The 18206-nt window shown below is 70.9% G+C and carries 19 protein-coding genes; 2 read left to right on the top strand and 17 right to left on the bottom strand.

Annotated elements, in window-relative coordinates; all coding sequences use genetic code 11:
* Nucleotides 1-5: 5 nt before the first annotated feature.
* The 13 genes from nuoK to AKI01S_RS29045 form a co-directional block, all read right to left on the bottom strand.
* Nucleotides 6-305: an NADH-quinone oxidoreductase subunit NuoK gene (gene nuoK, locus AKI01S_RS29105; RefSeq protein WP_067824924.1), complete on the bottom strand. Its 300-nt coding sequence runs from the start codon at nucleotides 303-305 to the stop codon at nucleotides 6-8.
* Nucleotides 302-1210 carry an NADH-quinone oxidoreductase subunit J gene (locus AKI01S_RS29100; protein WP_067824921.1) on the bottom strand — a complete coding sequence of 303 codons (909 nt, stop codon included), beginning with the start codon at nucleotides 1208-1210 and terminating at the stop codon, nucleotides 302-304. Before AKI01S_RS29100 ends, nuoK begins: the two co-directional genes overlap by 4 nt.
* Nucleotides 1207-1806: an NADH-quinone oxidoreductase subunit NuoI gene (nuoI, locus tag AKI01S_RS29095; RefSeq protein WP_067824920.1), complete on the bottom strand. Its 600-nt coding sequence runs from the start codon at nucleotides 1804-1806 to the stop codon at nucleotides 1207-1209. The genes AKI01S_RS29100 and nuoI overlap by 4 nt, the downstream gene beginning before the upstream one ends.
* Complete coding sequence (gene nuoH / locus AKI01S_RS29090) at nucleotides 1793-3181, bottom strand: NADH-quinone oxidoreductase subunit NuoH (protein WP_067824917.1); 1389 nt, start codon at nucleotides 3179-3181, stop codon at nucleotides 1793-1795. Before nuoH ends, nuoI begins: the two co-directional genes overlap by 14 nt.
* Nucleotides 3178-5613, bottom strand: coding sequence for an NADH-quinone oxidoreductase subunit G (locus tag AKI01S_RS29085; RefSeq protein WP_067824916.1), 2436 nt, complete (start codon nucleotides 5611-5613; stop codon nucleotides 3178-3180). Before AKI01S_RS29085 ends, nuoH begins: the two co-directional genes overlap by 4 nt.
* Nucleotides 5613-6908 carry an NADH-quinone oxidoreductase subunit NuoF gene (nuoF, locus tag AKI01S_RS29080; protein ID WP_067824915.1) on the bottom strand — a complete coding sequence of 432 codons (1296 nt, stop codon included), beginning with the start codon at nucleotides 6906-6908 and terminating at the stop codon, nucleotides 5613-5615. The genes AKI01S_RS29085 and nuoF overlap by 1 nt, the downstream gene beginning before the upstream one ends.
* Nucleotides 6905-7729 carry an NADH-quinone oxidoreductase subunit NuoE gene (gene nuoE, locus AKI01S_RS29075; protein WP_439951688.1) on the bottom strand — a complete coding sequence of 275 codons (825 nt, stop codon included), beginning with the start codon at nucleotides 7727-7729 and terminating at the stop codon, nucleotides 6905-6907. Before nuoE ends, nuoF begins: the two co-directional genes overlap by 4 nt.
* Nucleotides 7726-9075, bottom strand: coding sequence for an NADH-quinone oxidoreductase subunit D (locus tag AKI01S_RS29070; RefSeq protein ID WP_067824913.1), 1350 nt, complete (start codon nucleotides 9073-9075; stop codon nucleotides 7726-7728). Before AKI01S_RS29070 ends, nuoE begins: the two co-directional genes overlap by 4 nt.
* Nucleotides 9072-9818: an NADH-quinone oxidoreductase subunit C gene (locus tag AKI01S_RS29065; RefSeq protein WP_067824911.1), complete on the bottom strand. Its 747-nt coding sequence runs from the start codon at nucleotides 9816-9818 to the stop codon at nucleotides 9072-9074. Before AKI01S_RS29065 ends, AKI01S_RS29070 begins: the two co-directional genes overlap by 4 nt.
* Before the next feature lie 100 nt (nucleotides 9819-9918).
* Nucleotides 9919-10467 carry a NuoB/complex I 20 kDa subunit family protein gene (locus tag AKI01S_RS29060; RefSeq protein WP_067824909.1) on the bottom strand — a complete coding sequence of 183 codons (549 nt, stop codon included), beginning with the start codon at nucleotides 10465-10467 and terminating at the stop codon, nucleotides 9919-9921.
* Nucleotides 10468-10567: 100 nt separating this feature from the next.
* Complete coding sequence (locus AKI01S_RS29055; RefSeq protein ID WP_067824907.1) at nucleotides 10568-10927, bottom strand: NADH-quinone oxidoreductase subunit A; 360 nt, start codon at nucleotides 10925-10927, stop codon at nucleotides 10568-10570.
* 174 nt (nucleotides 10928-11101) lie between these two features.
* Nucleotides 11102-12358 carry a geranylgeranyl reductase family protein gene (locus AKI01S_RS29050; RefSeq protein WP_067824905.1) on the bottom strand — a complete coding sequence of 419 codons (1257 nt, stop codon included), beginning with the start codon at nucleotides 12356-12358 and terminating at the stop codon, nucleotides 11102-11104.
* A 146-nt stretch (nucleotides 12359-12504) separates the two neighbouring features.
* Nucleotides 12505-13206 (bottom strand): demethylmenaquinone methyltransferase, encoded by a 702-nt coding sequence (locus AKI01S_RS29045; protein WP_067824903.1) that lies wholly within the window; start codon nucleotides 13204-13206, stop codon nucleotides 12505-12507.
* 305 nt (nucleotides 13207-13511) lie between these two features.
* Between AKI01S_RS29045 and AKI01S_RS29040 the strand changes: the two genes are divergently transcribed.
* On the top strand, nucleotides 13512-15044 hold the full coding sequence (locus tag AKI01S_RS29040; RefSeq protein WP_245681822.1) for a GMC oxidoreductase: 1533 nt from the start codon (nucleotides 13512-13514) through the stop codon (nucleotides 15042-15044).
* A gap of 18 nt (nucleotides 15045-15062) precedes the next feature.
* Here AKI01S_RS29040 and AKI01S_RS29035 read toward each other — a convergent pair whose 3' ends face one another.
* Both AKI01S_RS29035 and AKI01S_RS29030 read right to left on the bottom strand, forming a co-directional pair.
* The gene (locus AKI01S_RS29035; protein WP_067824901.1) at nucleotides 15063-15305 is read right to left on the bottom strand and encodes a DUF4229 domain-containing protein; all 243 of its coding nucleotides are present in this window, start codon (nucleotides 15303-15305) and stop codon (nucleotides 15063-15065) included.
* A 12-nt stretch (nucleotides 15306-15317) separates the two neighbouring features.
* The gene (locus AKI01S_RS29030) at nucleotides 15318-16289 is read right to left on the bottom strand and encodes a threonine ammonia-lyase (RefSeq protein ID WP_067824899.1); all 972 of its coding nucleotides are present in this window, start codon (nucleotides 16287-16289) and stop codon (nucleotides 15318-15320) included.
* Between the two features lie 255 nt (nucleotides 16290-16544).
* Here AKI01S_RS29030 and AKI01S_RS29025 point away from each other — a divergent pair, with 255 nt between their 5' ends.
* Nucleotides 16545-16742 (top strand): BldC family transcriptional regulator, encoded by a 198-nt coding sequence (locus AKI01S_RS29025; protein ID WP_067824897.1) that lies wholly within the window; start codon nucleotides 16545-16547, stop codon nucleotides 16740-16742.
* A 127-nt stretch (nucleotides 16743-16869) separates the two neighbouring features.
* On the opposite strand, the gene AKI01S_RS29020 is transcribed toward AKI01S_RS29025, so the two are convergent.
* Entirely contained in the window at nucleotides 16870-17124 is a 255-nt protein-coding gene (locus AKI01S_RS29020) for a hypothetical protein (protein ID WP_067824895.1), read from the bottom strand.
* 54 nt (nucleotides 17125-17178) lie between these two features.
* Nucleotides 17179-18135 (bottom strand): hypothetical protein, encoded by a 957-nt coding sequence (locus tag AKI01S_RS29015; protein WP_067824893.1) that lies wholly within the window; start codon nucleotides 18133-18135, stop codon nucleotides 17179-17181.
* Nucleotides 18136-18206 lie beyond the last annotated feature (71 nt).

Here is an 18206-nt window from a genome sequence, read left to right as displayed (position 1 = left end):
CCCCTTTAGTACTTCAGCAGGTTCGCGTCATCGACCGACGACGACCTGCGGGTTCGGAAGATGGTCATGATGATCGCGAGGCCGACCACGACCTCGGCGGCGGCCACCACCATCACGAAGAACGCGATGATCTGGCCGTCGAGGTTGCCGTGCATCCGCGCGAACGACACGAACGCCAGGTTGGTGGCGTTCAGCATCAGCTCGACGCACATGAACACGACGATCGCGTTGCGCCGGACCAGCACGCCGATCGCGCCGATGGTGAACAGCAGGGCCGACAGCGCCAGGTAGTGCCCCGGACTCATTCCTTCGCCTCGCCTTCGGTCGCGCCGCCGCCCGCGACGGGGGTGGCGGACTTGACGACGCGGCCCTCGGCCCCGGCGTCCCCGCCCTCCCGCGTCGCGGCCCGCACGGCCGCGATGTCCTCTTCGAGCGCGTGCTCCTCGGTCTCGCCGTACAGGTCGGCGTGGCGCTCGGCCGTGTCGGTGCGGGCCGCGATGACCGGGTTGACCGACAGCTCCGACGGGGTGCCGTCGGGCAGCAGGGCGGGCATGTCCACGGCGTTGTGCCGCGCGTAGGTGCCGGGCCCCGGCAGCGGGCCGGGGTGGCCGCCCTTGGCGAACCGCGCCACCGCCAGGTCCCGCTGGGTCGGCTTGGGCGTGGGGCGCTCGCGGTGCGCCAGCACCATCGCGCCCAGCGCCGCGGTGATCAGCAGGGCGCTGGTCACCTCGAACGCGAACACGTACTTGCCGAACAGCAGCACCGCGATGCCCTTGACGTTGCCGTCGTAGCGGGCGTTGGCGGCCTGGAGCCCGACCGAGTCGCCGAGCGCGGCGTTCCCGAGCCCGGCCACCAGCAGCACCGCGAACCCGAGGCCCGCGACCGCCGCCCAGAACCGCTGGCCCCGGATCGTCTCCACCAGCGAGTCGGTGGAGGCGACGCCCACCAGCATCAGCACGAACAGGAACAGCATCAGCACCGCGCCGGTGTAGACGATGACCTGCACGAACGCCAGGAACGGCGCGTCCTGCACCGCGTACAGCGCCGCCAGCGACAGCATCACCACCGCCAGCAGCAGCGCCGAGTGCACCGCCCGCCGCATGAAGATCATGCCGAGGGCCGCGCAGACCGACACGGCCGCCAGCAGCCAGAAGAGGAACGGCTCCCCCGGCTGCGCGTCGGCGACCTGCGCGAGAACCTGCGATCTCACTTCTTTCCACCCCGCTCACGCCTGGTGGCCTTCGTGACGCTCGCCCGCGCGCCGTCCTCGGACGGGATGGTCGGCGCGCTCTCCTCCGGCTGGAGACCGAGGCGGTAGTACTCCTCCTCGGTCTCGCCCAGCCGCATCGCGTGCGGCGGGGCCTCCATGCCCTCGCGCAGCGGGGCCAGCAGCATGTCCTTGGTGTAGATCAGGGACTCGCGGCTGTCGTCGGCCAGCTCGTACTCGTTGGTCATCGTCAGCGCCCGCGTCGGGCACGCCTCGATGCACAGCCCGCACAGGATGCAGCGCAGGTAGTTGATCTGGTAGACGCGGCCGTAGCGCTCACCGGGCGAGTACCGCTCGTCCTCGGTGTTGTCGGCCCCCTCGACGTAGATCGCGTCGGCCGGGCACGCCCACGCGCACAGCTCGCACCCGACGCACTTCTCCAGTCCGTCGGGCCACCGGTTGAGCTGGTGGCGGCCGTGGAACCGGGGCGCGGTCGGCTTCTTCACCTCGGGGTACTGAACGGTCTCGCTCTTCATGAACATCTGGTGGAACGAGACCCCGAACCCCTTCACCGGGTTCAGGAAGTCAGTGAATCCCATTCTGGACGACCTCCTTCCGGGAAGCTTCGGTCTGGCGCCGCGGCACCGCGGCCACGGGTCCGCCGTGGTAGTGCGGCGCGTCCATCGGCGGAACGGGGAAGCCCCCGGCCGACGATCCGCCCACCACGTCGGTGGGCCGGTCCTGCGCCGGATCCGGGACGATCTTCTTGTCCTTGCCGCCGCGCAGCGTCTCCCACAACACGGTGACCAGGAGCACCACGCCGATGGCGATGGCCGAGTAGAGCATGATCCGGTTCATCGCCAGGCCCTCGTTGCGGAGCGCCCGGATGGTCGCGACCAGCAGGATCCAGCCGAGCGAGAACGGCATCAGGACCTTCCAGCCGAGCTTCATCAGCTGGTCGTAGCGGACGCGGGGCAGCGACCCGCGCAGCCAGATGAAGAAGAAGATGAACGCCCAGAGCTTCACCATGAACCACAGCACCGGCCACCAGCCGTGGTTGGCGCCCTCCCAGAACGTGGAGATCGGCGCCGGGGCGCGCCAACCGCCCAGGAACAGGGTGGTGGCCAGCGCCGACAGGGTGGCCAGGTTGATGTACTCGGCCAGGAAGAACATCGCGAACTTCAGCGACGAGTACTCGGTGTGGAAGCCGCCGACCAGCTCGCCCTCGCCCTCGGGCAGGTCGAACGGGATGCGGTTGGACTCGCCCATCATCGTGATCACATAGACCAGGAACGAGGGCAGCAGCAGCACCACGAACCACTTGTCGGCCTGCGCGTTGACGATCCCGGTGGTGGACATCGTCCCGGCGAACAGGAACACCGCCACGAACGACAGCCCCATCGCGATCTCGTAGGAGATCACCTGCGCGGAGGAGCGGAGCCCGCCGAGCAGCGAGTAGGGCGACATCGACGACCAGCCCGCCAGCACGATCCCGTAGACGCCCATCGACGACATCGCCAGCACCAGCAGCACCGCGACCGGCAGGTCGGTGCCCTGCAGCGCGGTGTGGTGCCCGAACACCGACACCGTCGGGCCGAACGGGATGATGGCGAACGAGATGAACGCCGGCACCGCCGACATGATCGGCGCCAGGATGAAGACGATCTTGTCCACCTGGCGGGGGACGATGTCCTCCTTCAGCGCCAGCTTGATGCCGTCGGCCAGACCCTGGAGCAGACCGAACGGCCCGCACCGGTTGGGACCGACGCGCAGCTGCATCCGGCCGATGACGCGGCGTTCCACCCACATCGACATCAGCACGGTCAGCACCAGGAAGACAAAGATCACCAGGACCTTGCCGCCGATGAGCCACCACGGGTCCCGGCCGAAGCTGGACAGCGTGGGGTCGGACGGCGCGGGACCGGCGAGCACCGCGGCCTGCGCCAGCTCCGCGGTCCGCGCGAGCGCGCTCATTCCTTACCTCCAGCGGAAATCGTGACCACGCTCCCGGCCGTCGCGCCCAGGTCCCGGTACAGCGCGGCCCCGGCCGAGTTGGTCGGCAGCCACACCACCCGGTCGGGCAGGTCGGCGGTGATCTCCAGCGGCAGTGTGACGGCGCCGCGCGGCCCCGCCACCGTCACCGTGCCGTCCGGACCGGCGACCGCGCCGATCTCGGCGGCGGTCCCGGCCGACAGCCGGGCCACGGCGGGCCGGGCGGTCCCGGCCAGGAACGGCTCGCCGTCCTGCAGGGTGCCCCGGTCCAGCAGCAGCCGCCAGGTCGCCAGCAGCGCCTGGCCGGGGCCGGGGTGCGGCTGCACGGCCGAGGCGACGTTCGGGGGCTGCGGCCGTTCGCCGCGGAACGCGCCCAGCTCGGTCAGCTCGCGCCGGGCGGCCTCCGGTCCGGGCAGCCCCAGATGGACGTCCATCTCACCGGCGATCGCGTCCAGCACCCGCAGGTCCGCCATCTTCCCGACGGACTTCAGCACCACGTCGAAGGGACGGCCGCGGCCCTCCCAGTCCACGAACGTGCCGGACTTCTCGGCGACCGCCGCGACCGGCAGCACCACGTCGGCGCGGTCGGTGACGGCGCTCGGCCGCTGCTCCAGGCTCACCACGAACGGGCTGGCGTCCAGCGCCGCCAGCACCGCCTCCGGGTCGGGCATGTCGTAGGGGTCGACGCCGCCGACCAGCAGCGCGCCGCGCCCCTCGGACAGGAACACCTCGGCGTCGTGGCCCGGAACGCTCGGCAGCTCCGCCACGCCCCAGGTGCGGGCGACCTCGGCGCGCGCCTCCGGGTCGGTGGCCGGGCGGCCGATCGGCAGCAGGTCGGGCAGCGCCCCGGCCTCGACCGCGCCCCGCTCCCCGGCCCGGCGCGGCACCCACGCCAGCCGCGCGCCGGTGATGCGCGCCAGCCGCACCGCGCTGGACAGCGCGCCGGGGCTGGCCGCCAGCCGCTCACCCACCAGGATGACCGCGCCCGGCGTCTCCAGCAGCGACCGGACCTCGGGGAACAGCTCCCCGCCGCCCAGCGCGCCCAGCACGTCCGCCTCCGCGCCCGGCAGCGACGGCAGCAGCGTGCCGCCCATCTTCGCCAGGCCCCGCGTGGTGAACGGCGCGACCGAGAACACCTTCAGCTTCCCCTTGCGGAACGCCTTGCGCAGCCGCAGGAAGACGATCGGCGACTCCTCCTCCGGCTCGAACCCGGCCAGCAGCACCGCCGGGGCCCGCTCCAGGTCGGAGTAGGTCACCTCGATGGGCCGCCCCGCCACGCTGGAGGCCAGGAACTCGGCCTCCTCCCGCGACGCGGGCCGGGCGCGGAAGTCGATGTCGTTCGTGCCGAGGGCGACCCGCGCGAACTTGGCGTACGCGTAGGCGTCCTCCAGCGTGACGCGCCCGCCGACGAGCACGCCCGCGTTCCCGCGCGCCGCCGCCAGGCCGCGCGCCGCGATCGTCAGCGCCTCCGGCCAGGACGCGACCTCCAGCTCGCCGTCCTCGTTGCGCACCAGCGGATGGGTGAGCCGCTCGGGCTGGGTGGCGTAGGTGAACGCCCACCGGCCCTTGTCGCAGTTCCACTCCTCGTTGACCTGCGGGTCGTCCCCGGCCAGCCGCCGGGTGACCTTCCCGCGCCGGTGGTCGGTGCGCAGCGCGCATCCCGAGGCGCAGTGCTCGCAGGCGCTCGGCTGCGACACCAGGTCGAACGGCCGCGACCGGAACCGGTACGCCGCGCCGGTCAGCGCGCCCACCGGGCAGATCTGGACCGTGTTGCCGGAGAAGTAGGACTGGAACGGCTTGTCCTCGGCCGCGCCGACCTGCTCCTTGGCGCCCCGCTCGAACAGGTCGATGAACGCGTCCCCGGCGATCTGGTCGGAGAACCGCGTGCAGCGGGCGCACTGGATGCAGCGCTCCCGGTCCAGCAGCACCTGGCTGGACAGCGGGATCGGCTTGGGGAAGGTCCGCTTGGTCTCCACGAACCGCGACTCGCCCCGCCCGTTGGACATCGCCTGGTTCTGCAGCGGGCACTCGCCGCCCTTGTCGCAGATCGGGCAGTCCAGCGGGTGGTTGATGAGCAGCAGCTCCATCACGCCGTGCTGGGCCTTGTCGGCGACCGGCGAGGTGAGCTGGGTCTTGACGACCATGCCCGGCATCACCGTGGTGGTGCAGGACGCCTGCGGCTTGGGCATGCCGCGCCCGTTCCCGGCGTCGGGGATCTCCACCAGGCACTGGCGGCAGGCCCCGACCGGGTCCAGCAGCGGGTGGTCGCAGAACCGCGGGATCTGGATGCCCAGCAGCTCGGCGGCCCGGATGATCAGCGTGCCCTTGGGCACCTCGATCTCGAAGCCGTCGATGGTCAGCTGGACCATCTCCACCTTCTCGACCTGCTGCGGGTTCTTGTCAGTGACAGTCATCAGGCACCTGCCCAGAGGGTGGACTCGGCCGGGTCGAACGGGCAGCGGCCCCGCTCGAAGTGCTGGACGTACTCGTCGCGGAACAGCTTGATGCTCGACACCACCGGGCTGGTCGCGCCGTCGCCGAGGGCGCAGAACGAGCGGCCGAGGATGTTGTCGGACAGGTCGAGCAGCGTCTCCAGGTCCTCCTCGGAGCCCTGGCCCGCCTCCAGCCGCTTGAGCATCTGCTTGTACCAGTAGGTGCCCTCGCGGCACGGCGTGCACTTGCCGCACGACTCGTGCGCGTAGAACTCCGACCAGCGCAGCACGGCCCGCACCACGCAGACCGTCTCGTCGAAGATCTGGAGCGCGCGGGTGCCGAGCATCGACCCGGCCGCGCCGACCGACTCGAAGTCCAGCGGCACGTCCAGGTGCTCGTCGGTGAAGATCGGCGTGGAGGAGCCGCCCGGCGTCCAGAACTTCAGCCGGTGGCCCGCGCGGATCCCGCCGGCCATGTCGAGCAGCTCCCGCAGCGTGATGCCGAGCGGGGCCTCGTACTGGCCGGGCCGGGTCACGTGCCCCGACAGCGAGAAGATGCCGAACCCGGCGGACTTCTCGGTGCCCATCGAGGTGAACCAGTCGGCGCCGTTCTCCACGATCGAGGGAACCGACGCGATGGACTCGACGTTGTTGATGACGGTGGGACCGCCGTAGAGTCCCGCGACCGCCGGGAAGGGAGGCTTCAGCCGGGGCTGGCCCCGATACCCCTCCAGCGAGTCCAGCAGCGCCGTCTCCTCGCCGCAGATGTAGGCGCCGGCGCCGGTGTGCACGACCAGTTCCAGGTCGTAGCCGGAGCCGAGGATGTCCTTGCCGAGGTAGCCGGCCTCGTACGCCTCCGCGACCGCCGCCTGGAGGCGCCGGATGACGTGCAGCACCTCCCCGCGCACGTAGATGAACGCGTGGTTGGAGCGGATCGCGTAGGAGCTGATGATGACGCCCTCGACCAGGACGTGCGGGTTCGCCATCATCAGCGGGATGTCCTTGCAGGTGCCCGGCTCGGACTCGTCGGCGTTGACGACGAGGTAGCGCGGGTTGGGACTGTCGGGCGGCAGGAAGCCCCACTTCATGCCGGTGGGGAAGCCCGCGCCGCCGCGTCCGCGCAGCCCCGAGTCCTTGACCGTCTGGACGATGTCGTCCGGCTCCATGTCCAGGGCCCTGCGCAGCGTGCGGTACCCGCCCTCCCGCTCGTACCCGGCGAGGGTGAACGAGTCGGGCTGGTCCCACGTCTTCGTGAGAACGGGTGTCAGCGTCGTCACTGGTTGCGGCCCTCCTGGGATCCGGGCTTCACGTCGCCGCCGATGGGCTTGCCTGGCTCGTTGGGCGGCGGGTCGCTCACCTCGCCCGCCTGGACGGGCTCGTGCGACTGCTCGTGGTCGGCGTCGGCGGACGGCGCGGTCCAGCCGCGCTCCCGGGCCAGCTCCAGGCCGCGCAGCGACTCCGGACCGGCCTGGACGCCCTCGTGCGCCAGCCCGTCGGGGAAGCCCGCCAGCACGCGGCTGGCCTCCTTCCAGGTGCACAGCCGGCCCGGCCCGCGCGAAGGAAGCACTTGCTTACCGGCGCGCAGGTCGTCCACCAGCTCCTTGGCCTTCTCGGGAGTCATGTTGTCGAAGAACTCCCAGTTGACCGTCATCACCGGGGCGAAGTCGCAGGCGGCGTTGCACTCGATCCGCTCCAGGCTGACCTTGCCGTCCTCGGTGGCCTCGTCGTGGCCGACGCCGACGTGCGCGCTCAGCTCTTCCCAGATCTGGTCGCCGCCCATGACCGCGCACAGCGTGTTGATGCACACGCCGACGTGGTACTCGCCGACCGGGGCCTTCTTGTACTGGGTGTAGAACGTCGCCACGCCCGTCACCTGCGCCGACGTGATGTCCAGCATCTCGGCGCAGAAGTCGATCCCGGCCTGGGTGATGTGGCCGTCCACCGACTGCACCAGGTGCAGCATCGGCAGCAGCGCCGACCGCGGCTTCGGGTACCGCGCGATGATCTCCTTGGCGTCCCGTTCGAGCCGCGCCCGGACCTCCGGGTCGTACTCGGCGGCGGTCCGCCGGGTGATCTGGTAGGTCTGCTGGTCGGTCACCGGTCAACTCCCCCCATGACGGGGTCGATCGAGGCCACGGCCGCGATGACGTCAGCGATCATGCCGCCCTCCGCCATCGCCGGGGTGGCCTGCAGGTTGGTGAAGGACGGGTCGCGGAAGTGGACCCGGTAGGGACGGGTGCCGCCGTCGGACACCACGTGCACGCCCAGCTCGCCGCGCGGCGACTCCACGGTCGTGTACGCCTGCCCCGCCGGCACGCGGAAGCCCTCGGTCACCAGCTTGAAGTGGTGGATCAGGGCCTCCATCGAGGTGCCCATGATGTGCGCGATGTGGCGGGGCGAGTTGCCCATGCCGTCCGCGCCGATCGCCAGCTGCGCGGGCCAGCCGATCTTCTTGTCCTCGATCATCACCGGCCCCTTGACCGACTGCAGCCGCTCCACGCACTGCTCGACGATCTTGAGGGACTCCTCCATCTCCTTCATCCGGACCAGGTACCGGCCGTACACGTCGGCGCTGGTCTCGGTGGCGACCTCGAAGTCGTAGGTCTCGTAGCCGCAGTAGGGCTGCGACTTGCGCAGGTCCCACGGCAGGCCGGTCGCCCGCAGGACGGGGCCGGTGATCCCCATCGCCATGCAGCCCGTGAGGTCCAGGTACGCGACGTCCTTGGTCCGGGCCAGGTAGACGGGGTTGGCGTCCATCAGCTTGCGCAGCGCCTGGATCCGCTTCGGCATCCGGTCGAGATAGTCGCGGATCTTGCTGAGCGCCCCGCTCGGCAGGTCCTGGGCGACGCCGCCCGGACGCACGTAGGCCATGTTCATCCGCAGGCCCGTGATCTCCTCGAAGAGATCCAGGGTGTACTCGCGCTCGATGAAGCCGTTGAGCATGACCGTGGTCGCGCCCAGCTCCAGGCCGAACGTCGCGATGGCGACCAGGTGCGAGGAGATCCGGTTGAGCTCCATCATCATCACGCGGATGATCTGGGCCCGTTCGGGTATCTGGTCGGTGATGCCCAGCAGCTTCTCGACACCCAGGCAGTACGCCGTCTCGTTGAAGATCGGCGCGAGGTAGTCCATGCGCGTGCAGAACGTGGTGCCCTGCGTCCAGGTGCGGAACTCCATGTTCTTCTCGATGCCGGTGTGCAGGTAGCCGATGCCGACCCGGCACTCCGTCACCGTCTCGCCATCCAGCGTCAGGATGAGCCGGAGCACGCCGTGCGTGGACGGGTGCTGCGGGCCCATGTTGACGACCAGGCGCTCGTCGCCGAGGTCCTCGGCGGCGGCGACCACCTGGTCCCAGTCCTGCCCGCCGACGTCGAAGACCCTGCCCTCGGCCGCCTCCTCGGCGGCGTACGCGTCGTACTCGGTGTACTTGGTCGAGGGGCTCATACGTAACTCCTCCGCTCGTCCGGCGGCGGAATCTCAGCGCCGCGGTACTCGACGGGAATCCCGCCGAGCGGGTAGTCCTTGCGCTGCGGGTGGCCGACCCAGTCGTCGGGCATCTCGATGCGGGTGAGCGCCGGGTGCCCGTCGAACACGATCCCGAAGAAGTCCCAGGTCTCGCGCTCGTGCCAGTCGTTGGTCGGGTAGACCGACACGATCGAGGGGATGTGCGGGTCGGCGTCGGGGCAGCTCACCTCCAGCCGGATGCGCCGGTTGTGGGTGATCGACAGCAGGTGGTAGACGGCGTGCAGCTCCTCGCCGGGCTCGTCCGGGTAGTGGACGCCCGACACGCCGCTGCACAGCTCGAACCGCAGGTGCGGCTCGTCGCGCAGCTTCCGGGCGACCTCGACCAGGTGCTCCCGCCGCACATGGAACGTGATCTCGCCCCGGTGCACGACGACCCGTTCGATCGCGTCGCCGAACTCCGGCAGGACGCGCTCCAGCTCGTCGGCGACCTCGTCGAAGACCCCGGACTCGGCGGCGCCCTCCGGCCCGCCGTAGGGGCGGGGCGAGGACGCCTTCGGGGGCTTGTGCACGACCAGCCCGCCGTACCCGGAGGTGTCGCCGGTCGTCCTGGCCCCGAACATGCCGCGCCGGGCGACCGGCAGCTCGCGCGGGTCCGCGTCACGCGGCGCGGGGACCCGGTCGGCGGCCTGCTCGGCCTGCTGCTCTGGATGCTGAGAGCTCATGGCTGTGTCTCCCGCTCGGCTCCGGCACGCCTCAGGGCGCGCGCTTCCCTCGTCGCAGGCTCCTCGGTCCAGCGCGCGCCGCGCGCCTGCGCCTCGCTCATCACACCGTCCCCTGGCCCAGCAGCGGAAGCTGGCGGCGCTTCGCCTCTTCCAGCTCGGCGATCTGCTTGGCCCGCTGCGGGCCGAGCTTGGTGTTCTGGATCTTGTCGTGCAGCTTGAGGATCGCGTCCAGCAGCATCTCCGGCCGCGGCGGGCAGCCGGGCAGATAGATGTCCACCGGGACGATGTGGTCGACGCCCTGCACGATCGCGTAGTTGTTGAACATGCCGCCCGAGGAGGCGCACACGCCCATCGCGATGACCCACTTGGGCTCGGTCATCTGGTCGTAGATCTGCCGCAGGACCGGGGCCATCTTCTGGCTCACCCGCCCGGCGACGATCATCAGGTCGGCCTGGCGGGGGGTGGCCGAGGCGCGCTCCATCCCCCACCGGGAGAAGTCGTGCCGGGGGTCGCCCGTCGCCATCATCTCGATCGCGCAGCAGGCCAGGCCGAACGTCGCGGGCCACACCGAGCTCTTGCGCGCCCAGCCCGCGACCTGCTCGACCGTGGTCAGCAGAAAGCCGCTGGGAAGTTTCTCCTCTAGACCCATCGCTGTGCCCCCCGCTCGGCTCCGGCGCGCCTCAAGGCGCGCGCTTCCCTCGTCGCAGGCTCCTCGGTCCAGCGCGCGCCGCGCGCCTGCGCCTCGCTCATCAATCCCACTCCAGACCACCGCGCCGCCAGATGTAGGCGTACGCCACCAGCACGGTGAGGATGAAAAGGACCATCTCCACCAAAGCGAAAATCCCCAGGCTGTCGAAGGCGACGGCCCAGGGATAGAGGAAGATGATCTCAATGTCGAAGACGATGAACAGCATCGCCGTCAGGTAGTACTTCACAGGGAAACGCCCGCCGCCCACCGGCTGCGGGGTCGGTTCGATCCCACACTCGTAGGCGTCCAGTCGCGCCCGGTTCCACCGCTTGGGTCCCGTCATGGAGGCCATGAGCACCGAGAGTGCGGCGAACGCGAACGCCAGCAGCCCCAGCACGATGATGGGGATATAGAGATCCATCGCCTCTACTGCCTCTCCTCGGTTCGTACGTCGCTGTACGGGGCGCGACCCCGAACGACCGGCGGCCGGGCGTTCGGGGGGCACGCCTCGGCGGCTCCGCATCCGTGACGGGCGTCACGGATGAGGGTCGCCACCTTAGCCAAGGTGATCAATAGCACTCCCCTCGGGGATCGGTTACGCGGCTGGCGCCACCTTTTGCATCGCGTTGATGATGCGGTCCATTGCGTCACCGCCCTTGGGGTCGGTGAGGTTCGCCAGCAGCTTCAGCGTGAACCGCATCAACGTCGGGTGCGGCAGGCCGTGGGCGGTCAGGAACTTCATGACCCGGGGGTCCCCGATGGCCTGCACGAAGACGCGCGCCAGCGTGAAGTAGCCGCCGTGCTCGTCCTTCAGGATGCGCGGGTACTCGTACAGAGTCCGCTCGCGCTGCGCCGGTGTGCGGCGCGCCAGCGCCTGCACGATGATGTCGGCGGCGAGGTGACCGGCCTCCAGGGCGTAGTCGATGCCCTCGCCGTTGAACGGGTTGATCATGCCGCCCGCGTCCCCGACCAGCAGCATGCCGCGGGTGTAGTGGGGCTGGCGGTTGAAGCCCATGGGGAGCGCCGCGCCGCGGGTCGGCCCGGTGGCGTGCTCCTCGTCGAACCGCCACTCCTCGGGCATGTTCGCGGTCCAGCCCTTGAGCATGGCGCGGTAGTCGACGTTCTGGAACGACTTGGAGGTGTTGAGCAGGCCGAGGCCGACGTTGCAGGTGCCGTCGGCGACGGGGAACACCCAGCCGTAGCCGGGCAGGAGGCGCTGCCCGTCCCACAGCTCCAGCCACGCCTCCATGTACTCGTCGGTGTGGCGGGGGCTCTCGTAGTAGCGGCGGACCGCGACGCCCATCGGCCGGTCCTCGCGCCGCCGCAGGCCGAGGGCCAGCGACAGGCGGGAGGAGTTCCCGTCGGCCGCGACGACCAGCGGCGCGTGGAACTCGACCTCCCCGCCCTCGTGGCGGGCGGTGACGCCGGTGACGCGGTCGGTGCGGTCGTCGATGATCGGGCCGGTGACGGTGCAGCCCTGGATCAGCTCGGCCCCGGCCTTGGCGGCGTGCAGGGCGAGCAGCTGGTCCAGGTCCATGCGGGTGCGCACGAGCCCGAAGTCGGGGAAGCTCGCCAGCTCCGGCCAGGGCAGCTCGATCTTCACGCCGCCGCCGTAGATCCGCAGTCCCTTGTTGCGGCTGAAGCCGGGGTCGTCGATGTCGACGCCCATGGAGATCAGCGCCCGGACCGCGCGGGGGGTGAGCCCGTCACCGCAGATCTTGTCGCGGGGGAACGTCGCCTTCTCCAGCAGCAGCACCTTGAGACCGGCGTGGGCCAGCCAGTAGGCGGTCGACGATCCGGCGGGGCCGGCCCCGACGACGATCACGTCTGCCTGTCGGGTGGAGTCGGTCACAGCGTTCCTCTTAGCTCGTTCGCTTGTGAAGTACTTCACAAGAATCCGTTGGGGAGTCTATTCCTTTGGAGCGGCCTGTGGGTACCTCTGGGCCGCCTCGGATTTGGACCGGTCCGAATAGGGCGTACCGCCCCGCCCGAACCAGGTCAGCCGGGATTGACCGCGTGGTGCATCGCGGCAACACCGAATGTCAGGTCGCGCCAGCGGACCTTCGTCCACCCGGCGTCCCGGACGAGCCCCGCCAGGGCCGCCTGGTCAGGCCAGGCGAGCGTGGACTCGGCGAGGTAGTGGTAGGAGTCGGGGTTGGAGCTGACCTTCGCCAGCAGCGGCAGCCCGAACTTCAGGTGGGCCTTGTGCCCGAGTGCCAGCAGCCTGTTCGGAGGGTGACTGACCTCACACACGAGCAGCCGCCCGCCGGGCTTGGCGACACGGCGCATCTCCCGCAGCGCGCCGACGGTGTCGGCGACGTTGCGGAGCCCGAAGGAGATGGTGACGGCGTCGAACGAGCCGTCGGCGAACGGCAGCCGCAACGCGTCGCCAGCCACGAAGCTCAGGCGGTCGACGCCCGCTTGCCGCCGCACCCCGACCCGGAGCATGCCGAGCGAGAAGTCGCAGGCCACGGTCTCGGCACCGGCCTCGGCGAACGGGACCGAGGAGGTCCCGGTCCCGGCGGCGAGGTCGAGCACGCGCTCCCCGGGCCTGGCCCCGACGGCCCGGACGACCTCATGCCGCCACCGCCGGTCCTGCCCGCCCGTCATCAGCGTGTTGAGCAGGTCGTAGCGCTCGGCGGTGCTGTCGAACATCGCGGCCACGTCCGACGGCTGCTTATCAAGAGAGGCACGGGTCATGCCCCCACCCTAAGAGGGCGAGGCCCCGGTGGGGCCGGTGGCGTGCCCCGTTCCGCCGCCGCACCGCGCGGCAGGCGGGCGCCACCGCCCCCGGCGTCCGTCGCCTCACCTCCGGTATCGAACGCAACTTACTTCTCAGTAGCCCATGGTCACCTTCACCGGAACCAGGTAGAACCTGTTTCAGAACACAGTGTGAGGAAGATCACATGATCAAAGAGACCGGGCGTGGGGGCGCTTCCAACGGACTGACACGACGCGGATTCATCACTGGAACAGGTTCCATCCTGGGAGCCGCCACCCTGGGGTTGCCCCGGGCCTCCGCCCGGACGCGGGCCGCCTCGATCGCGCACGGTGCGCACGTTCCCGTCCTGGTGATCGGCACCGGGTACGGCGGCGCGGTCGCCGCCCTCCGCCTGGCGCAGGCGGGCGTCCCCGTCCACCTGCTGGAGATGGGCATGGCCTGGGACACCCCGGGCCCCGACGGCAAGATCTTCTGCAACACCCGGTCGCCCGACCACCGCGCCTACTGGCTGCGCACCCGCACCAAGGCGCCGCTCAACTACTTCCTCGGCTCCCCCATCGACCGTGACGTCACCCGCCACACGGGCGTCCTCGACGCCGAGGAGTTCGGCGGCATCATCGTCTACCAGGGCCGGGGCGTCGGTGGCGGCTCCCTGGTCAACGGCGGCATGGCCGTCACGCCCCGCCGCGAGAACTTCGCCGACGTCCTGCCCTCGGTGAACGCCGACGAGATGTACGGCGTCTACTACCCGCGCGCCAACGCCGAGCTGGGCGTCGGCACCGTCGACCCGGCCTGGTTCGACGCCACGCCCTACTACCAGTACGCCCGCGTCGGCCGTAAGCACGCGCAGCGTTCGGGGTTCCGCTTCACCTTCGTGCCCGACGTGTACGACTGGGACTACATGAGGCGCGAGGAGGCGGGCACCGTTCCCAAGTCGGCGCTGGCCGCCGAGATCCTCTACGGCAACAACCACGGCAAGAGGTCGCTCCAGCAGACCTACCTGGCCCGCGCCCGGGCGACCGGCCGGGTCGCGATCTCCTCGCTGCACCGGGTCACGGCCGTCGTCCCCGACGGCGCCCGGTACGCGGTCACCGCCGAGCAGCTCGACACCGCGGGCAACGTCACCGCGACCAAGACCGTGACCGCCGACCGCGTCTTCTTCGCGGCGGGCAGCGTCGGCACCAGCAAGCTGCTGGTGAAACTGAGGGCGACCGGCGCGCTGCCCCGCCTGAACGACGAGGTCGGCCGGGACTGGGGCGACAACGGCAACGTCATGTGCGGCCGGGCCAACCACATGTGGGACGCCACCGGCGCCAAGCAGTCGGCCATCCCGTGCGCGGGCATCGACAACTGGGCGGCCGGGGGCGCGTTCGCCGAGGTCGCGCCGTTGCCGGTGGGGATCGAGACCTACGCCTCGTTCTACCTGTCGATCACCCGCAACCCGCACCGCGCCCGGTTCTCCTGGAACGCCGCCGCCGGGCGGGTCGAGCTGGACTGGCAGACCGCCTGGAAGCAGCCCTCGATCGACATGGCCAAGACGATCTTCGACAAGATCAACGCCACCGAGGGCACGATCTACCGGACCGACCTGTTCGGCGTCTACAAGATCTGGGGCGACCACCTCACGTACCACCCGCTCGGCGGCGCGGTGCTGAACCGGGCGACCGACAACCACGGGCGGCTGCACGGCCACCCCGGGCTCTACGTGATCGACGGGGCGCTGATCCCGGGCAACACGACCGTCAACCCGTTCGTCACCATCACGGCGCTGGCCGAGCGCAACATCGAGAAGATCATCGCCACCGACCTGCGCTGACCGGGACGGGCCCCTCCGTCAGGAGGGGTCCTCCTTGGCGCGGGCCTGCTGGAGCCTCCGCCTGCGCTCCTGGATGCCCGTCGTCACGGTGGAGGACATCGCGTCTCGCTGGCGCGACAGCAGCACGAAGCTGATGACACCGCTGATCAGGACCGACAACAGGAGCAGCAGGAAGCCGCGGGCGCCGACGAGGAACAGCACCCCGGCGGTCGCGGCGAAGACGCCGAACCGCGCGGCTGTGTAAAGGAGTACGGAGCGCATGACGGTTCGAGCCTATCCGACGGTCTCCACGAACAGCGCCGGGTCCACGTTTCCGCCCGACAGCACCGAGACATAGGTGCCCACCTGCGGCAACGCGTCCCGGCGGAAGAGCGCGGCGGCGGTCGCCACGGCCCCGCCGGGCTCGGCCACCAGCCGCGCCTCGCGGGCCAGGCGGCGCATCGCCTCCCGGATCTGGTCCTCCGAGACGGTGACGATGTCGTCCACGTGCGCGCGGATGTGCGCGAACGTCAGGTCGCCGACGCGCTGGACGCGCAGGGCGTCGGCCAGCGTGCGGCCGGCGTCCTCGGCGGACCAGGCGACCGGGCGGCCCGCGCGCAGCGAGTCGCGGGCGTCGGCCGCCAGCTCGGGTTCCACGCCGATGACCCGGGCGCCGGGGCGCTTCGCCTTGATCGCGGCGGCGACGCCCGCGATCAGGCCGCCGCCGCCGACCGGGACCAGGACCGCCCCGGCGCCGGGGGCGTCCTCGGCGATCTCCAGGCCCACCGTGCCCTGGCCCGCGATGACCCGCGGGTCGTCGAACGGCGGGACCAGCGTGAACCCGTGGGCCTCGGCGAGCTTGGCGGCGGTGGCCGTGCGGGCCTCCATGGTCGGCTCGACGTACACGATCTCGGCGCCCAGCCGGATGCAGGCGTCCACCTTCACGGCGGGGGCGGTGTGCGGCATGACGAGGACGACCGGAATTCCGAACGCGCGGGCCGTGTGGGCGACGGCCCGGGCGTGGTTGCCGCTGGAATGGGCGACCACTCCGCGTTCGCGCACCCGTTCGGGGAGAGCCGCGATCGCGTTGTGGGCGCCGCGCAGTTTGAACGCCCCGACCGGCTGCAACGACTCGGCCTTCACCAGAAGGCGCGCGTTCCCGTCGGAGTCGTCCGCCGGGAACGGCACCAGCGGGGTGCGCAGAACCGTTCCGGAGAGCCGTTCCGCGGCCCGTTCGATCTCCCCGAGGGACACCAGTTCGGTCATGTGAGCGAGATTATTCGCTTGCGCTGTGCGGTGGTTAACGGGCCGTCCGCGACGGGGTGGTGCGTATCAGCAACGGGTCAGCAGAGAGCGGCGTGACCGGTGTGCCCAATGCCACGCTCACTTCGCGTCATAATCCCTGGTCACGCTCTCACCCTCAGTGATGTTTTCCGAAAACAAGGGAGAAATCGGTCTTGACCCGCCACACTAGGAAACAGTCCACCCGCACCGAGAGCGGGACAAAGGGGGAGAGAAAACGTGGAGACGAGCGAGCGCCTGCTGACCCCCGGAGAGGTCGCCGCCCTGTTCCGGGTCGACCCGAAGACGGTCACCCGCTGGGCCGCGGCCGGCCGGATCAGCAGCATCCGCACTCCCGGAGGCCACCGCCGCTTCCGTGAATCCGAGGTGCACGCCCTGCTGCGCGGCGACGAACCGGTAGCCGAGCACGCCCGCTGACCGTGGCGCCGGGCCCCGGTCCCCGCGACCGGCCCTCCACCCGGCGCCGCGGTCAACCACCGGCCTCCCGATCCACGTCCGACCCTCCTCCGGCATGCCGGGCCCCCTGGAACGCCGCCGCCGGCGGTCAGCCCTCGCGCTCGGCCTTCCATTCCTCGAACGTGCGCAGCAGTTCCGCGTCGCCCGCGCGCCAGGAACGGCGTTTCTCCTCCAGCTCGGCCTCGGTGATCGACTGTTCCAGCAGCCGTTCGTAGTCCGGATCGTCCGGGCCGACCTCCACATACGCCTGCGCGATGATCCGGTCCCCGCCGTCCGGCGCGGAATCCCCCAGCACGCTGTGCGGCACCCGCAGGGTGCCGTCGGGAAGCCGGATCACATACATTGCCGATCACCCTTCGCTGTGTCTTCCGGGGAGCGCCCCGGGTCCCGCGAGGCGTCAGATTCCATAGCGCCGGTTGAAGAAGAGCATGACCTCCAGGGCCAAACGGATGTTCCCGGCGAGCATATCCACCAGAGCCGGTCGTTGCCGGGCGGAGATCGCGGCGAAAGCGTCGGCGAAGAACTCGCGGCGCCCGAGCGTTCCCGACTGCCGGTGGAAGTCGCTCGCCAGATAGGGCAGGCACTGCCGGTACAGCTCCTGGAACGCCGGGCTGTCGGAGGTCCACTCCCCCTCGCCCCCGTCGATGTCGTCGAGCGCGTGCCCGACCTCGTGCATCATCACGTCCGGGGTGGGCGAGGGCCGGTCCCCCACCACGATCTTCCCGTCGCCGTAGGCGCCCGCGCAGATGTCCCAGGTCGCCCGGCCCGACGGCAGCGGACGGTCGCGCAGGTGCCCCATGTGGTCCAGGTCGGGGACGCCGCCGGGCCCGACGTAGATGCCCGCCAGGCCGTCGGCGAGCTTGCGCTTGAGCCGGTCGGGCAGCGCCGCCAGGCTCTCCACCGCCCGGATCGTCTCGGGCGGCGGCGGGCCCTGCCGGACGTCCCACTGCCGGTGGATCACCTTCTCCAGCACGCCGCAATGGCGGCGGCCGTCGGGGACGTGCGGGACGCCGGGCGGGTGCGGTTCGGCGCGCGCCGGGGCGTCATCGCCGAGTTCGAAGTCATCCCAGGTCAGGCGGGGCGGGCGGGCGTCGCCGCCGGGGTCGGGGCGCCGCCGGGGGCCGTCCCGTCCGAGGTCGCGCACCGCGGGGCCGTCGGGGTCCAGGGCGAAGTCGTCGTCGCGGCCGGCCTTGCGGAACCGCCCGAACCGGTCCCGCGGCTGGTTGCTGCGCGGCCGGACCCGACGCGGTTCGGGGACCCGTTCGACGGGTGAACCGGTGGGCGAGGTGAACGCCGTGTCCTCACCGACCGCACCGCCCCGCCGGGGTTTGCGGTGGATGCCCTTGAAGCGCATCAGGCTCCTCTGTCAGCGACCCCCGCTCCTCCGCAGGGCCCTCGGGGCAGAGTAAGCCGAGATCCGACACG

The organism is Actinomadura kijaniata NBRC 14229, from assembly GCF_001552175.1.
GTDB lineage: Bacteria > Actinomycetota > Actinomycetes > Streptosporangiales > Streptosporangiaceae > Spirillospora > Spirillospora kijaniata.
Note: the sequence above shows the minus strand (reverse complement) of the source record. Positions and strands in the feature narration are given on the sequence as shown.

What these genes read in the sequence shown, in the direction of transcription:
- nuoI (WP_067824920.1), bottom strand. Translation starts at nt 1,806, where the DNA reads ATGGGATTCACTGACTTCCTGAACCCGGTGAAGGGGTTCGGGGTCTCG.
- AKI01S_RS29015 (WP_067824893.1), bottom strand. Translation starts at nt 18,135, where the DNA reads ATGCGCTTCAAGGGCATCCACCGCAAACCCCGGCGGGGCGGTGCGGTC.
- AKI01S_RS29065 (WP_067824911.1), bottom strand. Translation starts at nt 9,818, where the DNA reads ATGAGCTCTCAGCATCCAGAGCAGCAGGCCGAGCAGGCCGCCGACCGG.
- AKI01S_RS29070 (WP_067824913.1), bottom strand. Translation starts at nt 9,075, where the DNA reads ATGAGCCCCTCGACCAAGTACACCGAGTACGACGCGTACGCCGCCGAG.
- AKI01S_RS29085 (WP_067824916.1), bottom strand. Translation starts at nt 5,613, where the DNA reads ATGACTGTCACTGACAAGAACCCGCAGCAGGTCGAGAAGGTGGAGATG.
- AKI01S_RS29055 (WP_067824907.1), bottom strand. Translation starts at nt 10,927, where the DNA reads ATGGATCTCTATATCCCCATCATCGTGCTGGGGCTGCTGGCGTTCGCG.
- AKI01S_RS29020 (WP_067824895.1), bottom strand. Translation starts at nt 17,124, where the DNA reads ATGTATGTGATCCGGCTTCCCGACGGCACCCTGCGGGTGCCGCACAGC.
- AKI01S_RS29035 (WP_067824901.1), bottom strand. Translation starts at nt 15,305, where the DNA reads ATGCGCTCCGTACTCCTTTACACAGCCGCGCGGTTCGGCGTCTTCGCC.
- AKI01S_RS29060 (WP_067824909.1), bottom strand. Translation starts at nt 10,467, where the DNA reads ATGGGTCTAGAGGAGAAACTTCCCAGCGGCTTTCTGCTGACCACGGTC.
- nuoH (WP_067824917.1), bottom strand. Translation starts at nt 3,181, where the DNA reads ATGAGCGCGCTCGCGCGGACCGCGGAGCTGGCGCAGGCCGCGGTGCTC.
- AKI01S_RS29030 (WP_067824899.1), bottom strand. Translation starts at nt 16,289, where the DNA reads ATGACCGAACTGGTGTCCCTCGGGGAGATCGAACGGGCCGCGGAACGG.
- AKI01S_RS29045 (WP_067824903.1), bottom strand. Translation starts at nt 13,206, where the DNA reads ATGACCCGTGCCTCTCTTGATAAGCAGCCGTCGGACGTGGCCGCGATG.
- nuoK (WP_067824924.1), bottom strand. Translation starts at nt 305, where the DNA reads ATGAGTCCGGGGCACTACCTGGCGCTGTCGGCCCTGCTGTTCACCATC.